The sequence below is a fragment of the Dechloromonas sp. A34 genome (assembly GCF_026261605.1).
GTDB lineage: Bacteria > Pseudomonadota > Gammaproteobacteria > Burkholderiales > Rhodocyclaceae > Azonexus.
The window spans coordinates 1,181,411-1,207,426 of the sequence record NZ_CP102486.1 but is presented as its reverse complement, the minus strand read 5'-3'; the positions used below and the strand labels follow the sequence as shown (position 1 = coordinate 1,207,426).

Here is a 26,016-nt window from a genome sequence, read left to right as displayed (position 1 = left end):
TTACCCGGCGATTGTTACAGCCAAATGACGGGCTGTAACAATCGCGACTGCTGCTTACTTTTTGGCGTCCTTATTCGGGCGGCCGGTCTTGATCCGCTCGACACGCCCCATCACCGCCTTCAGTTCGGCGTCGTTCAAGGCCGCCAGCACGGCGATGCCGCCGCGCAGCAGCTCGCTCTTCTTGGCCTCGGCCCCGAGCGCCGCCAGCCGCTTCTTGAGTTCACCGATCCTGGCGTACTCGGCTTCCGGCATCGCGAAGCTGTCGCGGACCAGCTTGGCCTTCCTGACCTTGGCCGGCTTGTCCGCCTTTTTGGCCGGCTGCATGACTTTCGGCTGGTCGTACTTGATGGCTTGCGCCTTGACCAACGCATCGGCGAGCGCGGCCTGGTGCTTGGCAACAGTCTCATCGACCCGCGACGGCTTGCGCGGCGGACGCGCCTTGGCTGTTGCGGCAGCAGTCGCCGGCGTCGCGACCTTGGCTGCAGCGGCTGGCGCCACCTTCGGCTCGACGACCGGCGGTGCTGGCGTAACCGGTACTTCCGGCGTCTTGACCGCTGCTTTCGGTGCTGTACGCGGAATCAGCTTCGGCGCCGGCTTCGGTGCCGCGTCAGCCTTGGCGACCGGCTTGGCCGCGGGTTTGGCAGCGGGGCTTCTCTTTTTTTGTACGGTCATCATCTTCTCCCTGTAAACGGTATGCGCAGTTTAGCGATTTGGCGCAGCGCCAAAGTTAAACTTTTTTGACAGGGTAAAATGCGCCCATCCCCATTCAGGAGCATCCCCATGACCCAGGACGAACTCAAGCAGGCCGTAGCCCAGGCTGCCGCCGATTACGTGGCGGCCAACGCACCGTCCGGCAGCATCATCGGCGTCGGCACCGGCTCGACGGCCAATTTCTTCATCGATGCGCTGGCCCCGCTCAAGGACAGGTACAAGGGCGCCGTCGCCAGCTCCGAGGCCACCCGCAAGCGCCTGGAAGACCACGGCATTGCCGTGTTCGATCTCAACGACGTCGAGCACATCCCGGTCTATGTCGATGGCGCCGACGAGATCGACGCCGGCCTCAACATGATCAAGGGCGGCGGCGGCGCGCTGACGCGCGAGAAGATCGTCGCCGCCGTGGCCGACACCTTCGTCTGCATTTGCGACGGCTCGAAGCTGGTCGACACCATGGGCAAGTTCCCGCTGCCGGTCGAAGTCATCCCCATGGCCCGCGCCCACGTCGCCCGCGAACTGGCCAAACTGGGCGGCACCCCGGTGCTGCGCGAAGGCTTCGTGACCGACAACGGCAACCTGATCCTCGACGTCAAGGGCCTCGCCATCACCGACCCCAAGGGCCTGGAAGCGCAGATCAACCAGATCACCGGCGTCGTCACCAACGGCCTGTTCGCGCTGCGTCCGGCCAACCTCCTGCTACTCGGCACCAGCGAAGGCGTCAAAACCATCCGCTAATTCATATGGCTGTCACATCGGAGCGCTAAGCTGCGGCTATTCCACCAGCTGCCGTGAGCCTCCGATGTCCTTGAGACCGCTACTGATCGCCCCGACTGGCGATCACATCCTGAGCAACCTGCTCAGCCTTTCTTCCGCCTATTTCGCCGCCGACCTCGGCTTTTCGGAGCCGCCGGCCCACCTCCGCGAGATTCCCTTTGTCGCCCCCCTGCTCCGGTTCCCGACCGGCATCTACCGGCCGGCCATGGGCTGAACCCGGCGCTCCACCAAAAAAACTCTCTCCATTTTGCCCGGCGTCGCCGGGCTTTTTTTGTCCGCCACACAATGCGATTAGCAATTGACGATGGGATGGGCGATATCCCAGACTGTGTCCGAAATCCCGGGAAAACAACGAACGGACAAGACGACCATGCTCCCCAACGACTGGCAGACCTACGACCACTACGGCTATGCCGCGTTGGCCGTGGTCGGCACCTTTCTCGCCGTCATCGCCGTCCACCGCATCATGCAGCGCCCGCGCTGGGCCGGGCAAATGGCTGCCTGGCAGGGGGTCGCGCCGCCCTTCATCAACATCATCGGCGTCCTCTTCGGCCTGACCCTGGCCTTTCTCGCCAACGACACCTGGAGCGCCCACGATCGGGCGATGAACGCGGTATTCAAGGAGGCCGACTCGCTGCGTAGTATCGCGGTCCTTTCCGAACAACTGGCCAAACCCCTGCGTGACGAACTGCGCACGACGCTCGTCGCCTACGGCCGGGCCAGCGCCGACGAATGGCCGATGCTGGCCGCCCGCCGATCGAGCCCGGAAGTCGCCCGTCTGGCCGATGCGCTGCTTACCCTGCTCGCCGGCAAGGCGGTGGCGAACAGCGCTGGCGACAACGTCCAGGCGCTGATGTTGCGCAAGGCCGTCGAAATCCGCGACGAACGCGATCTGCGCATCGGCCTCAGCCAGACCCACGTCAATCCGCTGAAATGGCTGGGCATGGCCTTTCTCGGTTTCCTGACTCTGCTTTCGGTCGCCGTCGTCCATCTCGACAAGCCGCGCGCCGCCTTGCTCGCCGTCCTCCTCTTCGCCTTTGCCGCCGCCCCGACGGCGGCCATCGTGCTGGTCCAGGGCAACCCCTTCCAGCACCCGACCGCAGTCACCCCAGGCCCGATTATCGAAGCCATTGCCGACTTGCCCGGTTAGACTCAAGGCAACAGGAGAAACGAAGATGCCCGGAATCAATCTCGCGCTGCAAGGTGGTGGCGCTCACGGCGCCTTCACTTGGGGCGTACTCGATGCCCTGCTCGAAGACGGACGGTTCGACGTTGAAGGGGTCAGCGGCACCAGCGCAGGGGCGATGAACGCCATCTGCCTGGCCCAGGGCCTGATGGACGGTGGCAAGGAAGGGGCGCGCGCCGCGCTGCGCCGCTTCTGGACCGCAGTCGCCGAAAGCTCGCCCTTCCAGCAGGGCGGCGACGGCAGCACCATGGCGCCGGGCCTGAAGCTGATGCTGCAATGGACCGACCATCTGTCGCCGGAGCAACTCAACCCCTTTGACCTCAATCCATTGCGCGACATCATCACCGCGCAGATCGACTTCGCCGCCCTCCAGCGCCATAGCCCGATCAAGGTCTTCATCGCCGCGACCCACGCCAATTCGGGCAAGCTGCGCATTTTCCGCAACCCCGAACTGTCGATCGACGCCCTGCTCGCCTCGGCCTGCCTGCCGACCATCCACCGGAGCATCTTGATCGACGGTGAGCCTTACTGGGATGGCGGTTACAGCGCCAATCCGGCGGTTTTCCCGCTCTTTTACGAGTGCACCACCGGCGACATCCTGCTCGTCCTGCTCACCCCGCTGCACTATGCCGAAACCCCGGAATCGGCCTCCGACATCAAGCTGCGCCTACGCGAACTGGCCTTCAACGCGACCTTCCTGCGCGAGATGCGAATGTTCGCCCACGTCCGCGACCAGATCGAACAGGAACCCCACTCGCGCTGGCTGCCGCGCTGGCTGCAGACCAGCCGCTTCGAAAAACGGATCGGCGCCATCCGCTTTCACGCTGTCACCGCCGACGAGTTGCTGCAGACGCTGCCACCCGAGAGCAAACTGGCGGTCAATCTGCCCTTTTTCGAGCGACTGCACGAGAGCGGCCGGGAACATGGCCAGGACTGGCTGCGCAATCAGGGCCCGACGGTCGGGCGGGCCTCGACGCTCGACCTCGCCCGCCTGTTTTACTAGAACCCCCCGCGCCCCTTCAATTCAGGGCGCGTGCCAGCACGTTCATTCCTTCCCCCGAGGCCGGGCGGCGTCGCTCGACAAAAACGCTGCCGCCGAGCGACTCGCTGGCCGGATCGCGCGATTTCTTCTTGGCCTGCTTCTTGGCCACCGAGGCGGCGGCCGCCACCTCGCGGTGCGATTCGAAGTCGCCGGGACCGATGCGCACCACCCCGACCGATAGCGTCGGCAGAACCTGAAAGCTCAGCTCCCCGCGCCGGTTTTCCGCCATGTAGCCGCCGTGCGCCCGCTCCTCGGGGCTGAGCAGCGCGTTCATGGCTTCGGCGAAGGCGCTGACCAGCTGCCAGCAGCGCATTTCCCAGTCGGCGCTCTGGAAGATCACGAAGAAGTCGTCGCCGCCGATGTGGCCGACGAAATCCTGGCGTTCGTCGGCAATGTCGCCGATCAGCCGGCCCAGCGTCTGGATCACGTCATCGCCCCGCCGGTAGCCGAAGGCATCGTTGTAAGGCTTGAAATTGTCGATATCGACATAGGCCGCGACAAAGCTGCTGCCGGCCGTCAGCATGCGGTCGATGTGCTCGTTGATCGGCACGTTGCCGGGCAGCTGGGTCAGCGGATTGGCGTAGCGCGCCGCACTGATCTGCATCTCGGTGATCGTCGCCATCAGGTCGTGGCTGCTGCCGACCCCGAGGTAGGAGCCATCGCCGGTCACGATGAAGCCGTCGAACAGGTAATGCTTGGGGGCCAGCGCCAGCATCAGCGCCAGCTCCTGGATGGTGGCATGCTGATCGACGACCAGCGGCGCGTGGTCCATGAACATTTCGCAAGGCTTGCGCCCGAACAGTTCCTTGCGGAAGGGCCGGGCGAAGCGGTCGATCATGCTGTGGCGGTTGATCATGCCGATCGGCTGACCTTCGTGCACCACCGGCAGCACGTCGAGTTCCGGATCGGCCTCGAAGCGGTCGATGACCATCGCATTGGTCGCATCCTCGGGCACCGGCGCGATCGGCCGCAGCAGCGTGCGCGCCGTCGGCATGCCGCCCATCATCGGCGACAGCGACAGGCGTTGCTGTCCGAGGGCGGCCACGATGCCGGCCGGCAACACGCGCACCGGGTGGGTCTCGGGACGCGCAATGAAAAACCCCTGACCGCAGGCGATGCCCATGTCGCGGATGCAGGTGAAATCGTCGCCTCGTTCGATGCCTTCGGCGACCAGCGAGGCGTTGCAGATTTCCGCCAGATCCTGCATCGCCCGCACGAAATGGAACTTGATGCGGTCGTCGGCGATGCCATGCACGAAGTGCTTGTCGATCTTGACGAATTCCGGGCGCAGCTCAGACCACATGCGCAGATTGGCGAAGCCTTCGCCGAGGTCGTCGATGGCGATCTGGAACCCGCGCCCACGATAGTGCAGCAAGGCTTCGTGGATGCCCGGCAGATCGGTAATCTGCTGGTTCTCGGTCAATTCGATGACGATGCGGTTGGGCGTGATGCCCAGCTCGGCGAGCAGGGCGCGGGTGTGGCCGTTCATCATTTTGTGATCGAGCAGACACCCCGGCGTGACGTTCAGGAACAAGCGGCCGGCCAGACGCTGGGCGGCAAAGGCGCGCAGACTGGCCTCGCGGCAGGCGTGTTCGAGATCGAGCGCGACGCCGCTGCGGGCGGCGGCAGCGAACAGCTGATCGGGACGATGCAGGGCACTGTCCGCCGGGCCGCGGATCAGGGCCTCGTAACCGAGAATGGCCCGCACGCGGAAATCCATGATCGGCTGAAAAACTGGATAGAGCAGCCCTTCGGCCATGATCCGGCACAACTCGGCAGCTTCGACATCCATCGCAACAAGCATCACATTCATCTACAGAAAGAGGGCCTTCAGTTTAGGAAGCAAACATTTCACTGCCGTGACGCCCTGAAATAAATGTCATCACCCTGCAATAGAGGCCTATCATGCTTGTAGCCAAGGTCGGTTCCTTTTCCCCCGAGGTTGAAATGACTGAAATGGTTTTCTGCTACTGCTGCCGCGTGCATCACCCCAAGGACCAGATGCGGCCCTTCAAGACCAGCCATGGCGAGCGCTGGCGCTGCATCCGCAGCATTGAAGCCGCCGCCCGTGCCCGCCAGGAACGCGACGCCTTCGGCCAGCAACAAACGGCGATCAATCGCGAGGATTCGCGCCGTATTGCCGAGCGCACAGTGCAGCAGCGCCACGAGTGGCCGCTGCACCCCTGAGTTTCAGGCCGGACTGTATGCGGCTCCGGCCAGCCTGAAGCGCCCGATCGCCCGCCGCAAATCGGCGGCCAGGCTCTCCAGCGAGCGCGCCGAATGCGCAGCGCCGAGCAGGGCCTCGCCGTTTTCCAGCGACAGACTGGCGATGCCGGCGACCAGTGTCTCGATGCGCTCAGCCTCGCGGCGGTGGGTCACCAGGGCCGTCGTGATCCGCGTGCTGGCCGACTCGACCTGGCGCGCCTGATCCCGAACCCGGCTCATCGCCGCGGCCGCCTCCCCGGCACTTTCGTTGCTGCTCGCCACATGGCTGGCCGCCGTGCGCACGGCGACCGCCGTTTCGCCGGCAATACCCTGCATGCGGCCGATCATCTGGCCGATTTCCTTGGTGCTCTGCGCCGTCCGTTCTGCCAGCTTGCGCACTTCGTCGGCGACCACGGCAAAACCGCGGCCGCTTTCGCCGGCCCGCGCCGCCTCGATGGCGGCATTGAGTGCCAGCAGGTTGGTCTGTTCGGCGATCCCGGCGATCACCGCGACCACCGACGAGACTTGCCGCGTCTCCATCTCCATGCGTTCCAGACAGGCTGTCGCCAGTCCGATGTCGGTGTTCATGGCTTCGAGAACCTGTTTGGCCAGGCTGACCGAAGCCAGGCCGGAACTGGCCAGGTGGTCGGAGCTGCGGGCCACGGCATCGCCCTCGCCGGCGGCCTGGGCGATCTCGGCGACCTGGCGTCCGGCCTCCTCAACCGCCTTGACGACATGCGCGGTATCGCCCTGCTGCTGCCGCGCCCGCTCAGCCGAGGCCCCGGCCGCCTGGGCGAAGGCAAGCGAGCCGGCGGTCAGCGCCTGGGCACTGGCGACGATTTCGCCGACCAGCGAACGCATGCCGTCGCGTACCGCGCGCAGCGATTCGGCGATCCGCTGCAATTCGTCCTGGCCGGACAGTTCGATCGCCACTGCCAGATCGCCGGTCGCCAGTTGCTGCGCGCCGCGGGCCAGCAGTTCGATGCTCGAGGCCAGGCGGGAATACGCCAGATACAGGCCGCCGCAGGAAAGCAGCATGCTGCCGGCGATCACCAGCAGCGTCATCAAGAGGTCGAAGCGGGCCCGTTCCAGTTCATCGCCGAGCGCGGCCAACACGGCCCGCTCGCTGTGCTGCGCGATCTCCTCGGCCTGCGTCAGGGGCTGGCCGATGGCGCTCTCGACCTCGGCGGTGGAATACACGGTATTGCTCAGCGCCAACCCATAGGCCAACGTGCGGATCAGTTCGAATTGCTCGCCGAGGGTGACGACGCGCGCCTGCAGGTCAACAAGGGCCGGCGCGGCGCCGGCCAGCGGCTCGATTTCCCGTTGCAGCTTGGCCAGTGCATGGGCCGCCACGGCAATCGAAGCCGACAGCTCGGGGCGCAGGCGCTCGGCGACCATGCCTTCGCGCACCGCGACGCCGGCCAGCACATGCAGGCGGGCAAGCGACTCGGTGAGGAGCGGCAAGTCGTTGATCCAGATTCCTGCCAGAACCGGCAAATGGCCGTCGCCCGGCATGCCGCCGGCACTGCCCAGGCGCTCGGTGATCTGCTGCTGCAGGCCATCGCTCGCCTCGCTGAAAGCGGCGAACCACTGCATCCGCTTGCGTCCGGCGCTGTCTTCCGGGCTGATGGCGAGCAGTTCGCGCAGCTTGTCGCCGCCATCCTGGACGGCGGCAAGCTCGGGCATCCTGGCCGGCAAGTCGGTGGCCGCCTGGGCATCGCCGGCGCCGGCAAAGAACAGCCGGGCCCGGTGCTGACGCAATTCACGCAGCAATTGGCGCGCTGGTTCGCTCAGGCGGATCGCTTCGAGACGCGCCTCGGCGGCCTGCCTGGCTTCCCAGCGCAAGAGCAGATGCGGCAGTGCGACCGCCAGAAAGGCCAGGGTAAAGACCAGGCCGATGGTGACGAAGAAGCCGCGAAAGCCGAGGCGGCCAAGAAGAAATTCATATCCGTTTTTCAACACAACGCTACCTGAGACAGGAGAAGGAGTGCGACACGATAGGGCGGGCTCGTTAAGCTACTGTGACAAGCCGTCGTCATGCTCCTGCAACAATGGCTGGCGATAGTTGCCGGCAACCGACTACCCGTGGACCGCCATGCCGAATTCCTGCTTCGAACCCGCTGCCGACTCCATCGCCAACCCGACACCGGACAACCTGGCCGATCCGTTTCGCCGCCGCCTGCTCGCCGCCGCCGTACTGACCGCCGGAGGCGGGGCGCTGGCCGCGGTCGGCCTCCCGCTCCCCGCCCTGGCCGCCGGCCGGCTCCCCGACTTCGCCACGCTGAGCGCGTCCACCGCCGACGAAGTTCGCCTGGCCAGCGGCTTTGCCGCCCAGCTGCTCTACGCCTGGGGCGATCCGGTGTCCGACGGGCCGCGCGCCAGAGCCGACGCCGCCGACAGCGCCGCCGAGCAGTTGCAGCAGGCCGGCATGCATCACGACGGCATGCACTTCTTCCCTTTCGTCGAACGCGGCAATGCTTCCTCGACGCACGGCCTGATCTGCATCAATCACGAATACACCGACGACGGCCTGCTCCACGTCGGCGGCATGGCTGACTGGAGTGCCGAGAAGGTCGCCAAGTCGAAGGCGGCGACAGGCGTTTCGGTGATCGAAGTGCGCCGCGCCAAGGACGGCTGGCAGGTCGTCCGCCCCTCGCGCTGGGCGCGCCGGATCACGGCCGATACGCCGTGCCGGATCAGCGGCCCGGCCCGCGCCCACCCGGCGATGCTGACCGCCACCGACCGCTGGGGCGAATTCGCGCTCGGCACGCTGAACAACTGCGCGATGGGCGTCACGCCCTGGGGCACCTACCTGACTTGCGAAGAGAATTTCAACGGCTACTTCAAGGCCCCGACGACGCCGAGCGCCGATCAGATGCGCTACGGCATCAGCGGCAAGACGGCCGGCTACCGTTGGCACGAATTCGACGAGCGCTTCGATCTGGCGCGCCACCCGAACGAAGCCAACCGCTTCGGCTGGGTGGTCGAGATCGATCCCTGGAACCCGCAGGCGGCGCCGGTCAAACGCACCGCGCTCGGCCGCTTCAAGCACGAGGGGGCCACCGTCACCCTCGCCCGCGACGGCCGGGTCGTCGTCTATATGGGCGACGACGAGCGTTTCGAATACATCTACAAGTTCGTCTCGCGCGACCGTTACATCGCCGGGCAGAGCGACACTGCCACCCTGCTCGACCATGGCACGCTCTACGTCGCCCGCTTTGGCGACGATGGCAAAGGCCGCTGGCTGCCACTGCGCCACGGCGAAAAATATCCGAATGGGGCGCTGACTCCCGAATACGGCTTCAGCAACCAGGGCGATGTGGCGATCCGCTGCCGGCAGGCCGCCGACCTCGCCGGCGCCACCAAGATGGACCGACCGGAATGGATCGCGGTGCATCCGCAGAGTCGCGAGGTCTATGTCACGCTGACCAACAACAGCCAGCGCGGGACCCCGGCCGGAGCCGGCCTGAACGCCGCGAACCCGCGCCCCGATAACGTCTTCGGCCATATCGTGCGCTGGCGCGAAAGTCGCCAGGATGCGGCGGCCAATACCTTCGACTGGGACATCTTCGCCTTGACCGGCGACCCACAGCATGCCAGCGCAGGCCAGCGCGGTACCATCAAGGGCGATGCCTACGGCAGCCCGGACGGCCTGTGGTTCGACCGGGCCGGGCGGCTGTGGATCCAGACCGACGTCTCGACCAGCGTCCTGAACCAGGGCGACTACGCCCGCCTCGGCAACAACCAGATGCTGGTCGCCGATGTGCGGAGCGGCGAAACCCGCCGCTTCCTGACCGGCCCGAAAGGCTGCGAACTGACCGGCATGACGACCACGCCGGATGGCAAAACACTTTTCGTCAATATCCAGCATCCCGGCGAAGGCACCAGCGAACGTTCCGACCCGGCTCGGCCGACCGCGATCTCGGCCTGGCCGGCCAGCCAGTTCCCGGAAGCCGTCGGCGGGCGGCCGCGTTCGGCCACTCTCGCAATCACCCGCCCCGACGGCCAGCCGATTACCACCTGACTTTGGAGACTGCCATGGAAAAAACCGGTCGCAGCGACATCGCCGCCTTTCCCGAGTTGTTCGATGGCATGGAGCAGTTCATCGAGGAACTCGGGGAAGGCCTGCGCCGCACGAGCTTTCGCCTGGCCATCGCGGCCATTCCGGGCAGCGCACTGCTGCTCTTTGCGCTGAACAAGATGGCCTGAAAAGCGAAGACCCGCCGTAGCGGGTCTTCGTTGAGGTTTTTCCGGATCAGGGCTTGGGGGGAACGTAACCCTGGATCTGGTCGGCGCCGTCGCCGAAGAAATGCTTTTCAACCTGCTCGGCCAGATACTTGCGGTGCCGCGCATCGACCAGGTTCAGGCGGTTTTCGTTGATCAGCATGGTCTGCATCTTGATCCACTGCTGCCAGGCCTCTTTCGAGACCGATTCGAAAATGCGCTTGCCGAGCTCGCCCGGATAGGGCGGGAAATCCAGGCCTTCGGCCTCGCGGCCGAGTTTGATGCAATTGACGGTACGTGCCATGTGAAACTCCAGGGGGTTGATGCGGCAGATTATAAAGTCTTGAACAGAACTTTCGAACGCCGCTGATAGTTGTACATGTCGCGCTTCTTGGCCGGCAGGTCGTCCACGCTGACCAGCTTGAAGCCGCGTTCGACGAACCAGTGCTCGGTGCGCGTGGTCAGCACGAAGAGGCGCTTGATGCCCATTTTCTTGGCGCGTTTCTCGATGCGCTTCATGAGCTGCTCGCCGTAACCCCATTCGCGCTGGTCGGGCGACACGGCCAGACAGGCAAGTTCGGCCTCTTCCTCGGAGTGCGGATAGAGCGCCGCACAGCCGACGATGATGTTGTCGTGGAGCATGATCGAGAAATGCTCGATTTCGCGTTCGAGCAGTTCGCGCGGCCGATGCACCAGGATGCCCTCCTGCTCCATCGGCTCGATCAATGCGATCAGGGCGGCGATGTCGTCGGGCTTGGCCTCGCGGATGTTTTCCAGCGATTCGCGGGTGACCACGGTGCCCACCCCGTCGTGGGTGAACAACTCGCGCAGCAGGGCGCCGTCATGCTCGTAGCTGATCAGGTGTACGCGGCCAACGCCGGCCCGCGTCGCCCGCACGGTGCACGGCAGGTAGCGGCGGATGTCGGGCGACAGCCACTCGCCGCCGCTCAGCGTCTTGTCCACCTCGTCGGCGGTCATCGCGTCGAGCAGTTCACCTTCCTTGTCGGTCACCCCGCGGCTGTCGGTCAGATAGACCAGCTTGTCGGCGCGGATCGCCACGGCCACGGCCTCGGCCGCCTCTTCCATCTGCAGGTTGAAGATTTCGCCGGTCGGCGACGGCCCTTCGCAGTTGAGCAGGACGATGTTGCCGAGGCCGAGCTGGGCATTGATGCCCTCGGCGTCGACCTTGCGCACCTTGCCGGCGTACTGCATGTCGATGCCGTCGAGGACGCCGATCGGCTGGCCGGTGATGAAATTGCCGCCGATCACGCGAATCCGGCTATTGGCCATCGGCGTGTTGGGCAGGCCCTGCGAGAGCATGGCCTCGATTTCGAGATAGACGCTGCCCACCGCGTCGAGCACGCAATCGAGTGCCGCCGCGTCGGTCACCCGGTAGCCGCGGTGGTAGATCGACTCCAGATTCTTCTCGAGCAGCTCTTCCTCGATCTGCGGTCGCGCCCCATGCACCAGCACCAGGCGGATGCCCAGGCTGACCAGCAGATTGACATCGTAGGCCAGCGTCTTGGCGAACTCGCTGGCCACCGCCTTGCCGCCGAAGGCAATGACGAAGGTCTTGCCGCGGAAGGCGTTGATGTAGGGCGTGACCGCCCGGAACCAGGAAACGAAGTGTTCGTCGTAAGGGGTATCGCTCATTTGTCGCCGTATTTTCCGTCGTCGTCCTTCAAGGCGCTTTCCAGGCGCTCGCACACCGTTTTCAGCACCTTGACCCGGGCGTAGTTCTTGTCGTTGGCCTCAACCAACGTCCAGGGCGCCAGCCCGGTTGACGTGCGGTCGACCATGTCGCAGACGGCGGAGACGTACTGATCCCATTTCTCGCGGTTGCGCCAGTCCTCTTCGGTGATCTTGAAGCGCTTGAACTCGGTGTCCTGGCGCTCCTTGAAACGACGCAACTGCTCGTCGGCGCTGATCTGCAGCCAGAATTTGACGACGATGGCACCGGCATCGACCATCTGGTGCTCGAAGTCGTTGATCTCGGCATAGGCGCGCAGCCAGTCGGCCTCGGAGCAGAAGCCCTCGACCCGTTCGACGAGCACGCGACCGTACCAGGAGCGGTCGAAGATCGCGGCCCGGCCAAGGCGTGGCAGGTGGCGCCAGAAACGCCACAAATACGGTTGCGCCCGTTCTTCCTCGGTCGGCGCGGCGATCGGCACGATCTGGTATTGCCGGGCATCCATCGCCGACCCGATGCGGCGGATGCTGCCGCCCTTGCCGGCCGCGTCCGCCCCTTCGAAGACCATGACCAGCGAGCGCTTGCCGACGAAGCGCGGATCGCGCACCAGTTCCGAGAGCCGGGCCTGGTACTTGGCCAGTTGCGTCTCGTAGGCCTTCTTGTCCAGTTTCAGCTTGAGGTCGAGGGCACTGAGCACGTTCTTCTGGTCGATGGTATGGACGATCGGCGGCGCCACCGGCACCTGCTGCCGACCTTCCTGCTGCAGGCGGCGCTGCATGGCGTCGAGTACGATGCGGCCGACGGTCAGTGAGCGGTATTCGTCGTCGGTGCCCTCGACGATGATCCACGGCGCATGCGCCGTATTGCTGACGCGCAGCACATGGCCGGCGACTTCCTGCAACTTGCCGTAGGTCTTCAGGCGGTCGTAGCTTTCCTTGGTCACCCGCCAGGCTGTGCGCGGATCCTTTTCCAGGGCCTTGAGCCGCGTCTTCTGGCCGTCCTTCGAAAGGTGGAACCAGAACTTGAGGACCAGCGCCCCCTCATTGACCAGCATGGCCTCGAAACGATTGATGTCGTCGAGGCGCTCGTCCATTTCGGAACGGCGCATATGGCCAGTGATGCGGTCGGTAATCGGCTGCGAATACCAGGAACCGGCGAAGATGCCGACCTTGCCGCGCGGCGGCAGGGCACGCCAGTAGCGCCACATGTAGGGGCGGGCCAGCTCTTCGTCAGTCGGGGCGGAAAAGGCCAGCGTCGAGATATGGCGCGGGTCCATCCACGAGTAGAGCAAGTTGATGGTTTCGCCCTTGCCGCTGCCATCGACACCGCTGATCAGGATGACGACCGGAAATTCCTTCTTCTCCAGCATGTCGTACTGCACATCAAGCAGGGCGGCGCGCAGTTTCGGCACCTCTTTCTTGAAGGTTTCCTTGTCGATCTTGTGGCCCAGCTCAGCTGATTCGAACATTGTTCTACCCCTCCCTGAAATCACCCCAGATGGCCTGCATGGCCGCCAGCGCAGCCAGACCCGCCGTTTCCGTGCGCAGCACGCGCGGCCCCAGGCGGACCGCCCGAAAACCGGCCTGCGTCGCCGCGATCACCTCCTGCGGATCGAGTCCCCCTTCCGACCCGATCAACAGTTGCACTTCTCCAGCCGGCGGAATCTCGACCAGCGTCTGTTCGGCATCCGGCGCCAGCATCAGGCGCAAGGCGGCGTGGGTCGGGCGCGCCAGCCAGTTTTCCAGCTTCTCCAGCGGCGCGACCAGCGGCACCTGATTGCGCCCGCATTGTTCGCAGGCCGCGGCAGCGACGCCCTGCCAGTGGGCCACCCGCTTGGCGGCGCGCTCGCCGGCCAGGCGCATGACACTGCGCCGGCTTTCGACCGGCACGATGTCGCGGACGCCGAGCTCGACGGCCTTCTGGATGGTGAAATCCATTTTCTCGCCAACCTGCAGGGCCTGTACCAGGGTGATCGCCAGCGGCGACTCGCGTTCGACATCCTGCCAGGCGCCGAGCTCGGCCAGCACGCGGTCGCGCTCGATGCGTTCGATGCGCGCCGGGTATTCGCCGCCGCGCCCGTCGAAGAGCACCATCGGCGCCCCGGGCGGCAGGCGCAGGACGCGCACCGCGTGGCGCGCCACCGGTTCGGGCAATTCGACATGGGCGCCCGGTGCAAGGGCTTCTCGGCAGTAAAAACGGTGCAGATTCATCGATGCTATTATGGGCGAAATGCCTTTTGGAGGGGAACAGATGGTCGCATTAAACCCGCCTGTATGTAATTTTGGCCAGCCGGCGATCGATTTCGACCTGCCTGGCACCGATGGCAGGCGCCATTCGCTGGCCAGTTGCCGTGGCCCCAATGGTTTGCTGGTGATGTTCATCTGCAATCATTGCCCCTTCGTCAAGGCGATCATCGACCGCCTGCTGCGCGACTGCCGCGAACTGGCCGGCCACGGCATCGGCTGCGTCGCGATCATGAGCAATGATGTCGCCGACTACCCGGAAGACGCGCCCGACAAGATGCAACAATGGGCCGCCGAACTGGCCTTCCCCTTTCCCTATCTCTACGACGAAAGCCAGCAGGTCGCCCGCGCCTATGGTGCGGTGTGCACGCCGGATTTCTTCGGCTACAACGCCCGCCTGGAGCTGCAATATCGCGGCCGGCTCGACGCCTCCGGGCGCAACCCCGGCCCGCCCGACGCCCCCCGCGAGCTGTTCGAGGCGATGCGCGAAATCGCCGCCAGCGGCCATGGACCCACCGCCCAGATCGCCTCGATCGGTTGCTCGATCAAGTGGCGGGGCGACACCGCCGCGTAATAGCCAAAAACTTGCGCCACCTCATTTTCCGGCCTGGGGCATGGGCTATCATTTACCACTGTACAACGCGTTAAATGGCCATTTTGGAACCCTTGGACACCTCTGCATCAAACGGCGAAACCCGGCGCCAGCACGCCTACCTGAAGGCGGTGCTGTCCAGCATGCCGCAAGGCATCAGTGTCTTCGACGAAAATCTGCGCCTGCGGGTCTGGAACGACGGCTTCCTTGAGGTTCTGAATCTGCCGGCCGAGGCGGTATACGACGGGGTTCATTTTTCCGACCTGATCCGCATCCCGGCACTGCGCGGCGAATACGGGCCCGGCGATGTCGATACGCATGTTCGCCGGAAAACCGAACTAGCCGAAAAATTCGAGGCCCATAGCTTCGAACGCACCCGGCCCAGCGGCCGCACCCATCTCGTCCAGGGCGAACCGCTCTTCATCGACGGCCAACTGACCGGTTTCATCACTACCTACACCGACATCACCGAGCGCAAGGCGGCCGAAGAAGCCCTGCGCGCCCAGCACGACTTGCTGCAGACGGTGATCGAGAGCATCCCGAGCGCAGTCAGCCTGTTCGACAAGGATCAGCAACTGATCCTCCACAACCAGGAACTGCTCCGCCTGCTCGACCTGCCGCCGACGCTGATTGATCAGGGACCGGTCACCCTGGAGAGCATCTTTCGCTTCAATGCCGAGCGTGGCGAATACGGCCCGGGCGATCCGGAAACCATTGTCGGCGAATTGCTGGCGCGCGCCAGGAAACCGACGCACCACCATATCGAGCGCACCCGGCCGAATGGCCGAACCCTGGACATCCGCGGCGTCCCCCTGGCCGACGGCGGCTTTGTCACCATCTACACCGACGTCACCGAGCGCCGCACCAGCGCCGAGCGTGACCAACTGGCGCAAAAGGTGTTCACCCACACGCCGGCCGGCATCATCTTCACCGACGACGCCCACCGCATTCTCTCGATCAATCCGGCGACCAGCCAGATGACCGGCTACGAGCCCTTCGAGCTGCTCGGCCATACGGTTTTCGGACTGATCAATCTGCCCAAGGAAGAAACGCCCGAAGTCTTCCAGGAAGGTATTGCCCGGCGCGGCTCGTGGAACGGCGAGCTGGAAATCACCAAGAAGAATGGTGGCGATTTCCCGGCCGGCATCCGCGTCACCCGCGTCGACGACCCGCACAGTGGGATGGCGGCCCACTACATCTGGATTCTCGCCGATATCACCGAACGCCGGCAGACCGAGGAACGGATGCGGCATATCGCCCAGCACGACGCGCTGACCGGCCTGCCCAACCGCCTCGCGCTGCTCATGCGCCTCGCCCAGTTGCTGCCCGAGGCGCGCCGCCACCAGTGGAGCATCGCGATCATGTTCATCGATCTCGACCGCTTCAAGATCATCAACGACACGCTTGGCCACCAGGTCGGCGACGAAATGCTGCGCGAAGTCGCCTGCCGGCTGTCCAGCGTCGTCCGCGAAACCGACTTCGTCGCCCGCCTCGGCGGCGACGAGTTCGTCGTCATTCTGCCCGGCATCAACTCGCCGTCGGACGCCGCCATCGTCGCCAGCAAGATCGTCGCGACGCTGTCAACGGCAATCGAGGCCGAGGGCCACGAACTGCACACCAGCCCGTCGATCGGCATCAGCATCTTCCCGGACGACGGCCCGGACGGCGACAGCATCCTGAAAAATGCCGACACCGCGATGTATCACGCCAAGGCGGCCGGCCGGAACAATTTCCAGTTCTTCGCCGCCGACATGAACCGGGTCACCGCCGAGCGCCTCGATATCGAGCGCAAGCTGCGCCACGCCATCGCCCGCAACGAACTGGCGCTCTGTTTCCAGCCCCAGTTCCGCGCCGACCGCCGGCAGCCGACCGGGGTCGAGGCGCTGGTCCGCTGGCATCACCCGACCGACGGCATGATCGCCCCGGACCGCTTCATCCCGGTCGCCGAGGAGAGCGGCATCATCGTCGAGATCGGCGAATGGGTGCTGCTCAATGCCTGCCGTGAGATGAAGCACTGGATCGACGCCGGCCTGACGCCGATCCGCATGGCAGTCAATGTCTCGGCCCGCCAGTTGCGGCGCCGCGACTTCTGCGAGACGGTGGCCGGCGTGCTCGCCGAGTCCGGCCTGCCGCCCGAATTGCTGGAACTGGAGATCACTGAAAGTTCGGTGATGGAAAACCCGGAAGAGGCCGTGCTCATTCTCGAGCGCCTCGGGCGCATGGGCGTCTCGCTGGCGATCGACGATTTCGGCACCGGCTATTCCTCGCTGGCCTACCTCAAGCTGTTCCCGATCGACCACCTGAAGATCGACCGCTCCTTCGTCGCCGATATCGAACACGACCTCAACGACCGCGCCATCGCCTTCGGCACCATCGCGCTGGCCCATTCGCTGGGCCTCAACGTCATCGCCGAAGGGGTGGAGACCGAAGACCAGCTCGAACTGCTGCGCACCAACGGTTGCGACGAAGTCCAGGGCTATTTGTTCAGCAAGCCGCTGAGCAGCGCCGCCGCCTTTGCCTTTCTGCACGCCTGCGAAGTGCCGGGTTAAAATTCGCGCTTTCGTTCACTGCAGGAACCCGCCATGGCAGAGCGCACGCTGGCCCGCTATCTCACCGAAGAACAACGCAACAAAGGCGTCATCACCGCCGACCTGAAATTCCTGATCGAAATCGTCTCCCGCGCCTGCCAGGCGATTTCGATCGCCATCGGCAAGGGCGGCCTGGGCGGCGTGCTCGGCGAAGCCGGCAGCGACAACGTGCAGGGCGAAGCGCAGAAGAAGCTCGACGTACTGTCCAATGAAATCCTGCTCGAAGCCAACGAATGGGGTGGCCACCTGGCGGCCATGGCCTCCGAGGAAATGGACCTGCCCCACCTGGTGCCGCACCGTTTCCCCAAGGGCGAGTACCTGCTGACTTTCGACCCGCTCGACGGCTCCTCAAACATCGACGTCAATGTCTCGATCGGCACCATTTTCTCGGTGCTCAAGTGCCCGGAAGGCGCCGATCTATCGACCCCGGCCGCCGCCGAAGCCGCCTTCCTGCAACCGGGTACCGCCCAGGTCGCCGCCGGCTATGCCGTCTATGGCCCGACCACGCTGCTCGTGCTGACCGTCGGCGACGGCGTCGCCGTCTTCACCCTCGACCGCGAACAGGGCGTCTTCATCCTGACCCAGGACCAGGTGCAGATTCCAGCCGAGACCAAGGAATTCGCCATCAACATGGCCAACCAGCGCTTCTGGGAAGCGCCGGTCCAGCGCTATGTCGGCGAAATGCAGGCGGGCAAGGAAGGCCCCCTCGGCAAGGACTACAACATGCGCTGGGTGGCCTCGATGGTGGCCGACGTGCATCGCATCATGACCCGCGGCGGCATCTTCATGTACCCGATGGACGAGAAGGTCCGCCAACAGGGCGGCAAGCTGCGCCTGATGTACGAAGCCAACCCGATGGCAATGCTGGTCGAACAGGCCGGCGGCGCCGCCACCACTGGTCGCCAGCGCATTCTCGACATCGTGCCGGAGCGGCTGCACCAGCGCGTGCCGGTCATCCTCGGTTCGAAGAACGAGGTCGAACGCGTCGCCGGATATCATGCCGCCTGAATTGATGTAAATTGACCCCATCCACGCCCCGGAGGAATTCCGCCATGCATCTGCCTACCCTCGCCCTCATCGTCGCCGTCGCCGCCGTCGGCGCCGGCTGTGCCAGCAAGGAAACCAAGCCCGACAGCACACCCGCAGCAGCCGCCACACCAGCCCCTGCCGCGGCCCCGGTAGCCAGCAAGCCGGAATGCCCGCCCGAATCGACGACCAAGAAGACCACTGCAAAGTCCAAGACCAAGACCACCAAAAAGACGACCTCGACCAAGACCACCACCAAGACCGAACCGGAAGCCGTCGATTGCGAGCCGGCCAAACCGAAGACCGCCGCCACCGCGACCAAGGCTGCCGAACCGGCCCCCACCAAGGAGGCCGAGAAACCGGCCGAAGCCAGTAAGCCGCGCATCGTCAAGTCGCGCGACGGCACCTTCGAGGGTGAGGTTTACGGCAACATCCCGCCGGGCAGCAAATGGGCCAAGCTGCAGATCGGCATGGAACAACCGGAAGTCGAACGCATCCTCGGCGGCACCAGCAACGACGTACGCACCATGCCCACCGGCAAGGCCTTCATTCCTTTCTATTACGGTACTGACCGTTACCGCTACGAGGTCGTCTATCGCGGCCAGGGCAGCGTTTCCTACACCGGCGGTAGCTGGGGTGGTGGCCGTGGCGTGCTGATGATGATCAATTACGACCCGAAGATGTAACTGGGTACTCCGGCAGGCTTTTTACCTGCCGGATGCCAACTTCGCCCTACCCAAAAGGGCCCTTTTCCCGGATAATTTCACCTTTTCAGCAGGCTGGAATTCCGGATCATGAGCGTCAGCAACCCTCCCAAGTTTTCACCCCTGACCGGCGCCATCCGCGCCCTGGCCATGGATGCCGTGCAGCAGGCCAATTCCGGGCATCCCGGCGCCCCGATGGGGATGGCCGAAATTGCCGAAGTGCTCTGGCGTCGCCACCTGCGTCACAATCCGGCCAACCCGCACTGGCCCGACCGCGACCGTTTCGTGATGTCGAACGGCCATGGCTCGATGCTGGTCTACGCCCTGCTCCATCTGACCGGCTACGACCTGTCGATCGACGACCTGAAGAATTTCCGCCAGCTCCACGCCAAGACGCCGGGCCACCCGGAATTCGGCTACACCGCCGGTATCGAAACGACGACCGGCCCGCTCGGCCAGGGCATCAGCAACGCCGTCGGCTTCGCACTGGCCGAAAAGGTGCTGGCCGCCGAGTTCAACAAGCCCGGCCACGAAATCGTCAATCACCACACCTACGCTTTCCTCGGCGACGGCTGCCTGATGGAAGGCATTTCCCATGAAGCCTGCTCGCTGGCCGGCACCCTCGGCCTGGGCAAGCTGATCGCCTTCTGGGACGACAACGGCATTTCCATCGACGGTCACGTCGAAGGCTGGTTCACCGACAACACGCCAAAGCGTTTCGCAGCTTACGGCTGGCATGTCGTCGCCGATGTCGATGGCCATGACAGCGAAGCCATCGAACGCGCGCTGCTCGCCGCCAAGGCGGTCACCGACAAACCGAGCCTGATCTGCTGCAAGACCACCATCGGCATGGGTGCCCCGAACAAGCAGGGCAGCCACGATTGCCACGGAGCCCCGCTCGGCAAGGACGAAATCGCCGCCGCCCGCGCCTACATCGGCTGGAACCACGCGCCCTTCGAAATTCCGGGCGACGTGTACGCCGCCTGGAACGGCAAGCCGCGCGGCGCCACCTTCGAGGAAAACTGGACCACCCGCTTCAAGGCCTACCAAGCCACCTTCCCGGCCGAAGCCGGCGAGTTCGAGCGCCGCGTCATGCAGCGCCAACTGCCGGCCGACTGGGCAGCGACCAAGGCGACCTACATCGCTGCCTGCCGCGAGAAAGCCGAAAACATCGCCAGCCGCAAGGCTTCGCAGAACGCCATCGCCGCGCTGGTCCCGGCGGTACCGGAAGTCTTCGGCGGCTCGGCCGACCTGGCCGGCTCCAACCTGACCTTCGTCAAGGGCAGCAAGGGCGTCACCCGCACAGAAGGCGGCAACTACTGCTACTACGGCGTCCGCGAATTCGGCATGACAGCGATTGCCAACGGCCTCGCCCTGCATGGCGGCCTGATTCCCTACACCGCCACCTTCCTGGTCTTCTCGGATTACGCCCGCAACGCCATCCGCATGGCGGCGCTCATGAAGCAACGCCAGATCATGGTCTATACCCATGACTCGATCGGCCTCGGCGAAGACGGCCCGACCCACCAGCCGGTCGAGCACATCCCCAGCCTGCGCATCATTCCCAACCTCGACGTCTGGCGCCCGGCCGATGCCACCGAAACGGCCATCGCCTGGACGGCGGCCATCGAACGGACCACCGGCCCCAGCCTGCTCGCCCTGTCCCGCCAGAACCTGCCGACCGTGACGCAGAAGGTTGCCGATGCCGACATCGCCAAGGGCGGCTACGTGCTCTCCGACTGCGTCGGCGAACCGCGGATCACCTTCATCGCTACCGGCTCCGAAATCAAGCTGGCGCTCGACGCCCAGGCCGCGCTGGCCGGCGAAGGCATCGCGACACGCGTCGTCTCGATGCCCTGCACCAACGTCTTCGACCGGCAGAGTGAGGAGTACAGGAAATCCGTGGTCGGCGCCTGCAAGACCCGCATCGCCATCGAAGCTGCGCATCCCGACTTCTGGCGCAAGTATGTCGGCCTGCACGGCGCCGTGATCGGTCTCGACCATTTCGGCGAGTCGGCACCGGCCGGCCAGCTCTTTGAATTGTTCGGGTTCACCGTCGGCAACGTCGTCAAGACGGCAAAAGAACTTTTGTCCTGATTTTTACGGTTTTTTCCAGAGGAGAGGCTTCATGGCTATCAAGGTTGCAATCAACGGTTTCGGTCGTATCGGACGCTGCACACTGCGCGCCATTTACGAGCAGGGTCTGCAGAACGAGTTCGACGTCGTCGCCATCAACGCGGCCGGCGACCTGGCCACCAACGCCCATCTGCTGAAGTACGACACCACGCACGGTCGTTTCCGCACCAGCGTCGAGACCGAAGGTGAGAACTGCATCATCGTTGACGGCAAGAAGATCGCCTTCTACTCGACCAAGAACCCGAAGGACATCAACTGGGCCGACCACGGCGTCGACATTCTGCTCGAATGCACCGGTGCCTACACCTCCAAGGTAAAGGCCGGCGCGCTGCTCGAACAGGGCGCCAAGCGCGTGCTGATTTCCGCCCCGGGCGGCGATGATGTCGACACCACCATCGTCGTCGGTGTCAATGAAGGTGCGTTGAAGGCCGACATGACCGTCGTCTCCAACGCCTCGTGCACAACCAATTGCCTGGCCCCGGTCGCCAAGATCCTGTCCGACGCGATCGGCATCAAGCAGGGCCTGATGACCACCATCCACGCCTACACCAACGACCAGGTCACCGTCGACGTCCGCCACAAGGACCTGCGCCGTGCCCGTGCCGCCGCCGCCAACATAATCCCGACCAAGACCGGCGCTGCCAAGGCAGTCGGTCTCGTGCTGCCGCAACTGGTTGGCAAGGTCGATGGTTTTGCGCTGCGCGTGCCGACCATCAACGTCTCACTGGTCGACCTGACCTTCACCGCCGAGCGCGCCACCACCAAGGAAGAAATCAACGCCTTGATGACCGCCGCCGCCAACGGTCCGCTCAAGGGCATCCTCGACGTCAACAACGAGCCGCTGGTCTCCTCCGACTTCAACCACACCACCGTTTCCTCGACCTTCGATGCGACGCAGACCCGCGTCATCAAGGGCGAAGATGGCAGCACGCTGGTCAAGGTCCTGGCCTGGTACGACAACGAATGGGGCTACTCCTGCCGTATGCTGGACGCTGCCCGCGCCTGGATGAACGCCAAGTAAGCTGTTTGTTGCAAAAAGGGGGCCGCAAGGCCCCTTTTGTTTCACCCCGCAGAAAAGCCATCGGAACCGTGCCCAAAAACTCTCCCCTGCGTCTTGCCATCAACGGCTACGGCCGGATCGGCCGCTGTTTTCTGCGGGCGCTGCTGGAGAACCCGGCGGATCACCGTCTGCAGGTCGTTGCCATCAACGAGCCGGCCAATCTCGAGAGCATCGCCTATCTGTCGCGCTACGATTCGACACACGGCCGTTTTCCCGGCCGAGTCGAGATCGGCGACAACAGCCTGCTGATCGACGGCCAGCGCATCGCGGTCAGCCATGCCCGCCAGCCGGAAGCGGTCGACTGGCGAGGCCAGGGCATCGACCTGCTGGTCGAATGTTCCGGCGCCTACGGCAGCCGCGCCGAGCTCAGCCGTTTCATCGCTGCCGGTTGCCCGCGCCTGCTGCTCTCGCACCCCGGGGCCGGTGGCGAGGACGTCGATGCGACCATCGTCAATGGCATCAACCAGCACAGCCTGAGCGGCAACGAGCGCCTGGTCTCGGCCGCTTCCTGCACGACCAATGCCATCGTTCCCGTCCTTTCGCTGCTCGACCGCGAGATCGGCATCGAGCAGGTGCTGCTCACTACCCTGCATTCGGTCATGAACGACCAGCCGCTGATCGACGGCTATCACCACGACGACCTGCGCCGCACACGCTCGGCGATGCAGTCGATCATCCCGGTGTCGACCGGGCTGGCCCGCGGCGTCGAACGCCTGCTGCCGCAACTGGGCGGGCGCGTCCAGGCCAAGGCGATCCGCGTCCCGACCCTGAACGTCTCGGCCATCGACCTGACTATCAGCACCCAGCGCCCGGTCTCGGCGCCCAGCATCAACCGCCTGCTCGCCGAAGCCGCCGGCGGTCCGCTGAAAAAACTGATCGCCTACTCCGAAGAGGCACACGCCTCGATCGATTTCAACCACGACCCGCATTCGGCCATCGTCGATGGCAGCCAGACGCGGACCGCCGGCACCCATTTGGTAAACCTGTTCGTCTGGTTTGACAACGAATGGGGCTTTGCCAACCGCATGCTAGAAGTGGCCGACTACTGGTCACAACGCTGGACGCAAGAATCCGTCATTTAATAATCCTCAGGAGGAACCCATGAACGTCAACAAACTCACCGACCTCGACGTCTCCGGCAAGCGCGTCTTCATCCGCGCCGACTTGAACGTGCCGCAGGACGAAGCCGGCAACATCACCGAAGATACCCGCATCCGCGCCTCGCTGCCGTCGATCAAGTACTGCCTGGAAAAGGGTGCGGCAGTGATGGTCACCTCGCACCTCGGCCGCCCGACCGAAGGCGAACTGCACCACGAAGACAGCCTGATGCCGGTCGCCGTCCGCCTCGGCCAGATGCTGCACACCTCGGTCCGCCTGATCACGGACTGGGTGGACGGCGGCTTCGAAGTCAAGCCGGGCGAAGTCGTGCTGCTCGAAAACTGTCGCGTCAACAAGGGCGAGAAGAAGAACAACGACGAACTGGCCCAGAAGATGGCCAAGCTCTGCGACATCTACGTCAATGACGCCTTCGGCACCGCCCACCGCGCCGAAGCGACCACCCACGGCATTGCCAAATACGCCCCGGTGGCCTGCGCCGGCATCCTGATGGGCGCCGAGATCGACGCCTTGTCCAAGGCCCTGCACGAGCCGAAGCGCCCGCTGGTCGCCATCGTCGGCGGCTCCAAGGTCTCCTCCAAGCTGACCATCCTCAAGTCGTTGGCCAGCAAGGTCGACCAGCTGATCGTCGGCGGCGGCATCGCCAACACCTTCCTGCTCGCCGACGGCAAGCGCATCGGCCACTCGCTGGCCGAACCGGACCTGGTCAAGGAAGCGCACGCCATCATGGACATCATGAAGGAGCGTGGTGCCGAAGTGCCGCTGCCGACCGACGTCGTCGTCGCCGATGAAGTCTCGGCCCTGGCCCGCGCCAACAAGATTGCCGTCGAAGACGTGCACGCCAACGACCGTATTCTTGACGTCGGCCCGAAGACGGCGGCCAAGTTTGCCGAAATCATCGCCAACGCCGGCACCATCGTCTGGAATGGCCCGGTCGGCGTCTTCGAACTGCCGCAGTTCGCCGGCGGCACCAAGATGATGGCCTCCGCCATTGCCCACTCCGAAGCCTTCTCGATCGCCGGCGGCGGCGACACCCTGGCCGCCATCGCCAAGTTCCACATCCATGACGACGTCGGCTACATCTCCACCGGCGGTGGTGCCTTCCTGGAATTCCTCGAAGGCAAGACCCTGCCGGCCATCGCCGTGCTCGAGGAACGTGCCGCGAAGTAAGTTGGAAAAGCAGACCGCAATGTTGCGGTCTGCTTTTGAACACGCCAGTCAAAAAGAAATCAAATAACGGGAAGAGACAAGAGATGTTGCGTCACACCAAGATCGTTGCCACGCTGGGTCCCGCCTCATCGTCACCGGAAGTTCAGGAACGCCTGGTACAGGCCGGGGTCGATGTGGTGCGCATGAACTTTTCCCACGGCACAGCCGAAGACCACAAGGCGCGGGCCGACGGCATCCGTGCCGCGGCGGCCAAGTACGGGCGCACGGTCGGCATTCTCGGCGACCTGCAGGGGCCGAAAATCCGCGTCGGCAAGTTCGCGACCGGCAAGATCACGCTGGTCATCGGCGAAAACTTCATCCTCGATGCCCAGTGCGCGCTCGGCGACCAGGAACGTGTCGGCCTCGACTACAAGGATCTGCCCAAGGATGTCATTGTCGGCGACATCCTGCTGCTCGACGACGGCCGCCTCAAGCTGGTCGTCGAAGGCGTGCGCGGTCATGAAATCCACACCCGCGTGCTGGTCGGCGGTGAGCTCTCCAACAACAAGGGGATCAATCGCCAGGGCGGCGGACTGACCGCACCGGCGCTGACCGCCAAGGACATGGACGACATCAAGACGGCGGCGCAGATCGGCGTCGATTTCGTCGCCGTTTCCTTCCCGAAAAGTGCCGCCGACATGTACATGGCGCGCCAGCTGTTGCGCGCCGCCGGAAGCTCGGCGGTACTGATCGCCAAGATCGAGCGGGTCGAGGCGATCACCAATCTGGCGGAAATCCTCGACGCCTCCGACGGCATCATGGTGGCGCGCGGCGACCTCGCCGTCGAAGTCGGCGATGCCACGGTGCCGGCTCTGCAAAAGCGGATGATCCGCATGGCGCGCGACAAGAACAAGCTGACCATCACTGCGACGCAGATGATGGAATCGATGATCCAGTCGCCGGTGCCGACCCGCGCCGAAGTCTCCGACGTCGCCAACGCCGTGCTCGACGGCACCGATGCCGTGATGCTCTCGGCCGAAACCGCGGCCGGCAAGTACCCGGTCGAGACCGTCGAATCGATGGGCCGCATCTGCGTCGAAGCCGAGCGCTCGGCGGAAGTCACGCTCGACCGCGAATTTCTCGACCGCGTATTCACCCGCATCGACCAGTCGATCGCCATGGCCGCGATCTGGACGGCGCATCACCTCAAGGTCAAGGCCATCGCCGCTCTCACCCAGTCCGGCTCGACCGCGCTCTGGATGAGCCGCCTGAACTGCGGCGTGCCGATCTACGCACTGACCCCGGATGCCGAGTCGGTCGGCCACATGGTGCTCTACCGCGGCGTCTGCCCGCTACCGATGAAGCAGCAGCACACCGACCGCGACCTCCTGCTGGCCGAAGCCGAGCAACTCCTGATCGATCGCGGTGTCGTACAAAAGGGCGACCTCATCGCGCTGACCATCGGCGAACCAATCGGCTCCACCGGCGGCACCAATACCCTGAAGATCGTCCGGGTCGGCGATCATCAAATCCTTTAAAATAAGCCGATTAGCTAAACACGTTA

Annotated in this window: 23 protein-coding genes; 16 read left to right on the top strand and 7 right to left on the bottom strand. The window is 64.6% G+C overall.

The features are described from left to right. Window positions 1-54 precede the first annotated feature (54 nt). Window positions 55-672, bottom strand: coding sequence for a hypothetical protein (locus tag NQE15_RS06055; protein WP_265947500.1), 618 nt, complete (start codon window positions 670-672; stop codon window positions 55-57). A gap of 108 nt (window positions 673-780) precedes the next feature. On the opposite strand from NQE15_RS06055, the gene rpiA reads away from it, so the two are divergent. The 4 genes from rpiA to NQE15_RS06035 all read left to right on the top strand — a co-directional run bounded on the left by rpiA (window position 781) and on the right by NQE15_RS06035 (window position 3,677). Then, complete coding sequence (rpiA, locus tag NQE15_RS06050; RefSeq protein WP_265947498.1) at window positions 781-1,449, top strand: ribose-5-phosphate isomerase RpiA; 669 nt, start codon at window positions 781-783, stop codon at window positions 1,447-1,449. 64 nt (window positions 1,450-1,513) lie between these two features. Beyond that, window positions 1,514-1,702, top strand: coding sequence for a hypothetical protein (locus tag NQE15_RS06045; protein WP_265947497.1), 189 nt, complete (start codon window positions 1,514-1,516; stop codon window positions 1,700-1,702). A 156-nt stretch (window positions 1,703-1,858) separates the two neighbouring features. Continuing rightward, the gene (locus NQE15_RS06040) at window positions 1,859-2,638 is read left to right on the top strand and encodes a DUF4239 domain-containing protein (protein WP_265947495.1); all 780 of its coding nucleotides are present in this window, start codon (window positions 1,859-1,861) and stop codon (window positions 2,636-2,638) included. A 25-nt stretch (window positions 2,639-2,663) separates the two neighbouring features. Next, window positions 2,664-3,677: a patatin-like phospholipase family protein gene (locus tag NQE15_RS06035; RefSeq protein WP_265947493.1), complete on the top strand. Its 1,014-nt coding sequence runs from the start codon at window positions 2,664-2,666 to the stop codon at window positions 3,675-3,677. A gap of 16 nt (window positions 3,678-3,693) precedes the next feature. On the opposite strand, the gene NQE15_RS06030 is transcribed toward NQE15_RS06035, so the two are convergent. Then, window positions 3,694-5,529 (bottom strand): GGDEF domain-containing protein, encoded by a 1,836-nt coding sequence (locus NQE15_RS06030; protein ID WP_265947491.1) that lies wholly within the window; start codon window positions 5,527-5,529, stop codon window positions 3,694-3,696. A gap of 134 nt (window positions 5,530-5,663) precedes the next feature. Between NQE15_RS06030 and NQE15_RS06025 the strand changes: the two genes are divergently transcribed. After that, the gene (locus NQE15_RS06025; protein WP_265947489.1) at window positions 5,664-5,903 is read left to right on the top strand and encodes a hypothetical protein; all 240 of its coding nucleotides are present in this window, start codon (window positions 5,664-5,666) and stop codon (window positions 5,901-5,903) included. Window positions 5,904-5,906: 3 nt separating this feature from the next. On the opposite strand, the gene NQE15_RS06020 is transcribed toward NQE15_RS06025, so the two are convergent. Continuing rightward, a complete protein-coding gene (locus NQE15_RS06020) occupies window positions 5,907-7,883 on the bottom strand; it encodes a methyl-accepting chemotaxis protein (RefSeq protein WP_265947487.1) in 1,977 nt (658 codons plus the stop codon). A gap of 106 nt (window positions 7,884-7,989) precedes the next feature. On the opposite strand from NQE15_RS06020, the gene NQE15_RS06015 reads away from it, so the two are divergent. Then, complete coding sequence (locus tag NQE15_RS06015; RefSeq protein ID WP_265947485.1) at window positions 7,990-9,948, top strand: PhoX family protein; 1,959 nt, start codon at window positions 7,990-7,992, stop codon at window positions 9,946-9,948. A 14-nt stretch (window positions 9,949-9,962) separates the two neighbouring features. Continuing rightward, window positions 9,963-10,133, top strand: a complete 171-nt coding sequence (locus NQE15_RS06010) for a hypothetical protein (RefSeq protein WP_265947483.1) — start codon at window positions 9,963-9,965, stop codon at window positions 10,131-10,133. Window positions 10,134-10,179: 46 nt separating this feature from the next. On the opposite strand, the gene NQE15_RS06005 is transcribed toward NQE15_RS06010, so the two are convergent. From NQE15_RS06005 to NQE15_RS05990, 4 genes are read right to left on the bottom strand one after another with little or no spacing between them, the layout of a single operon-like run. After that, window positions 10,180-10,452, bottom strand: a complete 273-nt coding sequence (locus NQE15_RS06005; protein WP_265947481.1) for an oxidative damage protection protein — start codon at window positions 10,450-10,452, stop codon at window positions 10,180-10,182. Window positions 10,453-10,481: 29 nt separating this feature from the next. Beyond that, entirely contained in the window at window positions 10,482-11,801 is a 1,320-nt protein-coding gene (argA, locus tag NQE15_RS06000) for an amino-acid N-acetyltransferase (RefSeq protein WP_265947479.1), read from the bottom strand. Further along, window positions 11,798-13,306 (bottom strand): polyphosphate:AMP phosphotransferase, encoded by a 1,509-nt coding sequence (gene pap / locus NQE15_RS05995; RefSeq protein ID WP_265947477.1) that lies wholly within the window; start codon window positions 13,304-13,306, stop codon window positions 11,798-11,800. The genes argA and pap overlap by 4 nt, the downstream gene beginning before the upstream one ends. A 4-nt stretch (window positions 13,307-13,310) precedes the next feature. Continuing rightward, on the bottom strand, window positions 13,311-14,048 hold the full coding sequence (locus NQE15_RS05990; protein WP_265947475.1) for a 16S rRNA (uracil(1498)-N(3))-methyltransferase: 738 nt from the start codon (window positions 14,046-14,048) through the stop codon (window positions 13,311-13,313). Between the two features lie 40 nt (window positions 14,049-14,088). On the opposite strand from NQE15_RS05990, the gene NQE15_RS05985 reads away from it, so the two are divergent. The 9 genes from NQE15_RS05985 (at window position 14,089) to pyk (ending at window position 25,990) form a co-directional block, all read left to right on the top strand. Then, a complete protein-coding gene (locus tag NQE15_RS05985; RefSeq protein WP_265947473.1) occupies window positions 14,089-14,655 on the top strand; it encodes a thioredoxin family protein in 567 nt (188 codons plus the stop codon). Between the two features lie 74 nt (window positions 14,656-14,729). Next, the gene (locus tag NQE15_RS05980) at window positions 14,730-17,222 is read left to right on the top strand and encodes an EAL domain-containing protein (protein WP_265947471.1); all 2,493 of its coding nucleotides are present in this window, start codon (window positions 14,730-14,732) and stop codon (window positions 17,220-17,222) included. Between the two features lie 33 nt (window positions 17,223-17,255). After that, window positions 17,256-18,269 (top strand): class 1 fructose-bisphosphatase, encoded by a 1,014-nt coding sequence (locus NQE15_RS05975; RefSeq protein ID WP_265947469.1) that lies wholly within the window; start codon window positions 17,256-17,258, stop codon window positions 18,267-18,269. Window positions 18,270-18,313: 44 nt separating this feature from the next. Next, window positions 18,314-18,973, top strand: coding sequence for a hypothetical protein (locus NQE15_RS05970; RefSeq protein WP_265947467.1), 660 nt, complete (start codon window positions 18,314-18,316; stop codon window positions 18,971-18,973). Window positions 18,974-19,081: 108 nt separating this feature from the next. Further along, window positions 19,082-21,088: a transketolase gene (tkt, locus tag NQE15_RS05965; RefSeq protein ID WP_265947465.1), complete on the top strand. Its 2,007-nt coding sequence runs from the start codon at window positions 19,082-19,084 to the stop codon at window positions 21,086-21,088. 31 nt (window positions 21,089-21,119) lie between these two features. Further along, window positions 21,120-22,148 (top strand): type I glyceraldehyde-3-phosphate dehydrogenase, encoded by a 1,029-nt coding sequence (gene gap / locus NQE15_RS05960; protein WP_265947463.1) that lies wholly within the window; start codon window positions 21,120-21,122, stop codon window positions 22,146-22,148. Between the two features lie 68 nt (window positions 22,149-22,216). Next, window positions 22,217-23,269, top strand: coding sequence for a type I glyceraldehyde-3-phosphate dehydrogenase (locus tag NQE15_RS05955; protein WP_265947461.1), 1,053 nt, complete (start codon window positions 22,217-22,219; stop codon window positions 23,267-23,269). A 19-nt stretch (window positions 23,270-23,288) separates the two neighbouring features. Next, window positions 23,289-24,473: a phosphoglycerate kinase gene (locus tag NQE15_RS05950; protein WP_265947459.1), complete on the top strand. Its 1,185-nt coding sequence runs from the start codon at window positions 23,289-23,291 to the stop codon at window positions 24,471-24,473. An 83-nt stretch (window positions 24,474-24,556) separates the two neighbouring features. Further along, a complete protein-coding gene (gene pyk / locus NQE15_RS05945; RefSeq protein WP_265947457.1) occupies window positions 24,557-25,990 on the top strand; it encodes a pyruvate kinase in 1,434 nt (477 codons plus the stop codon). Window positions 25,991-26,016: the final 26 nt, after the last annotated feature.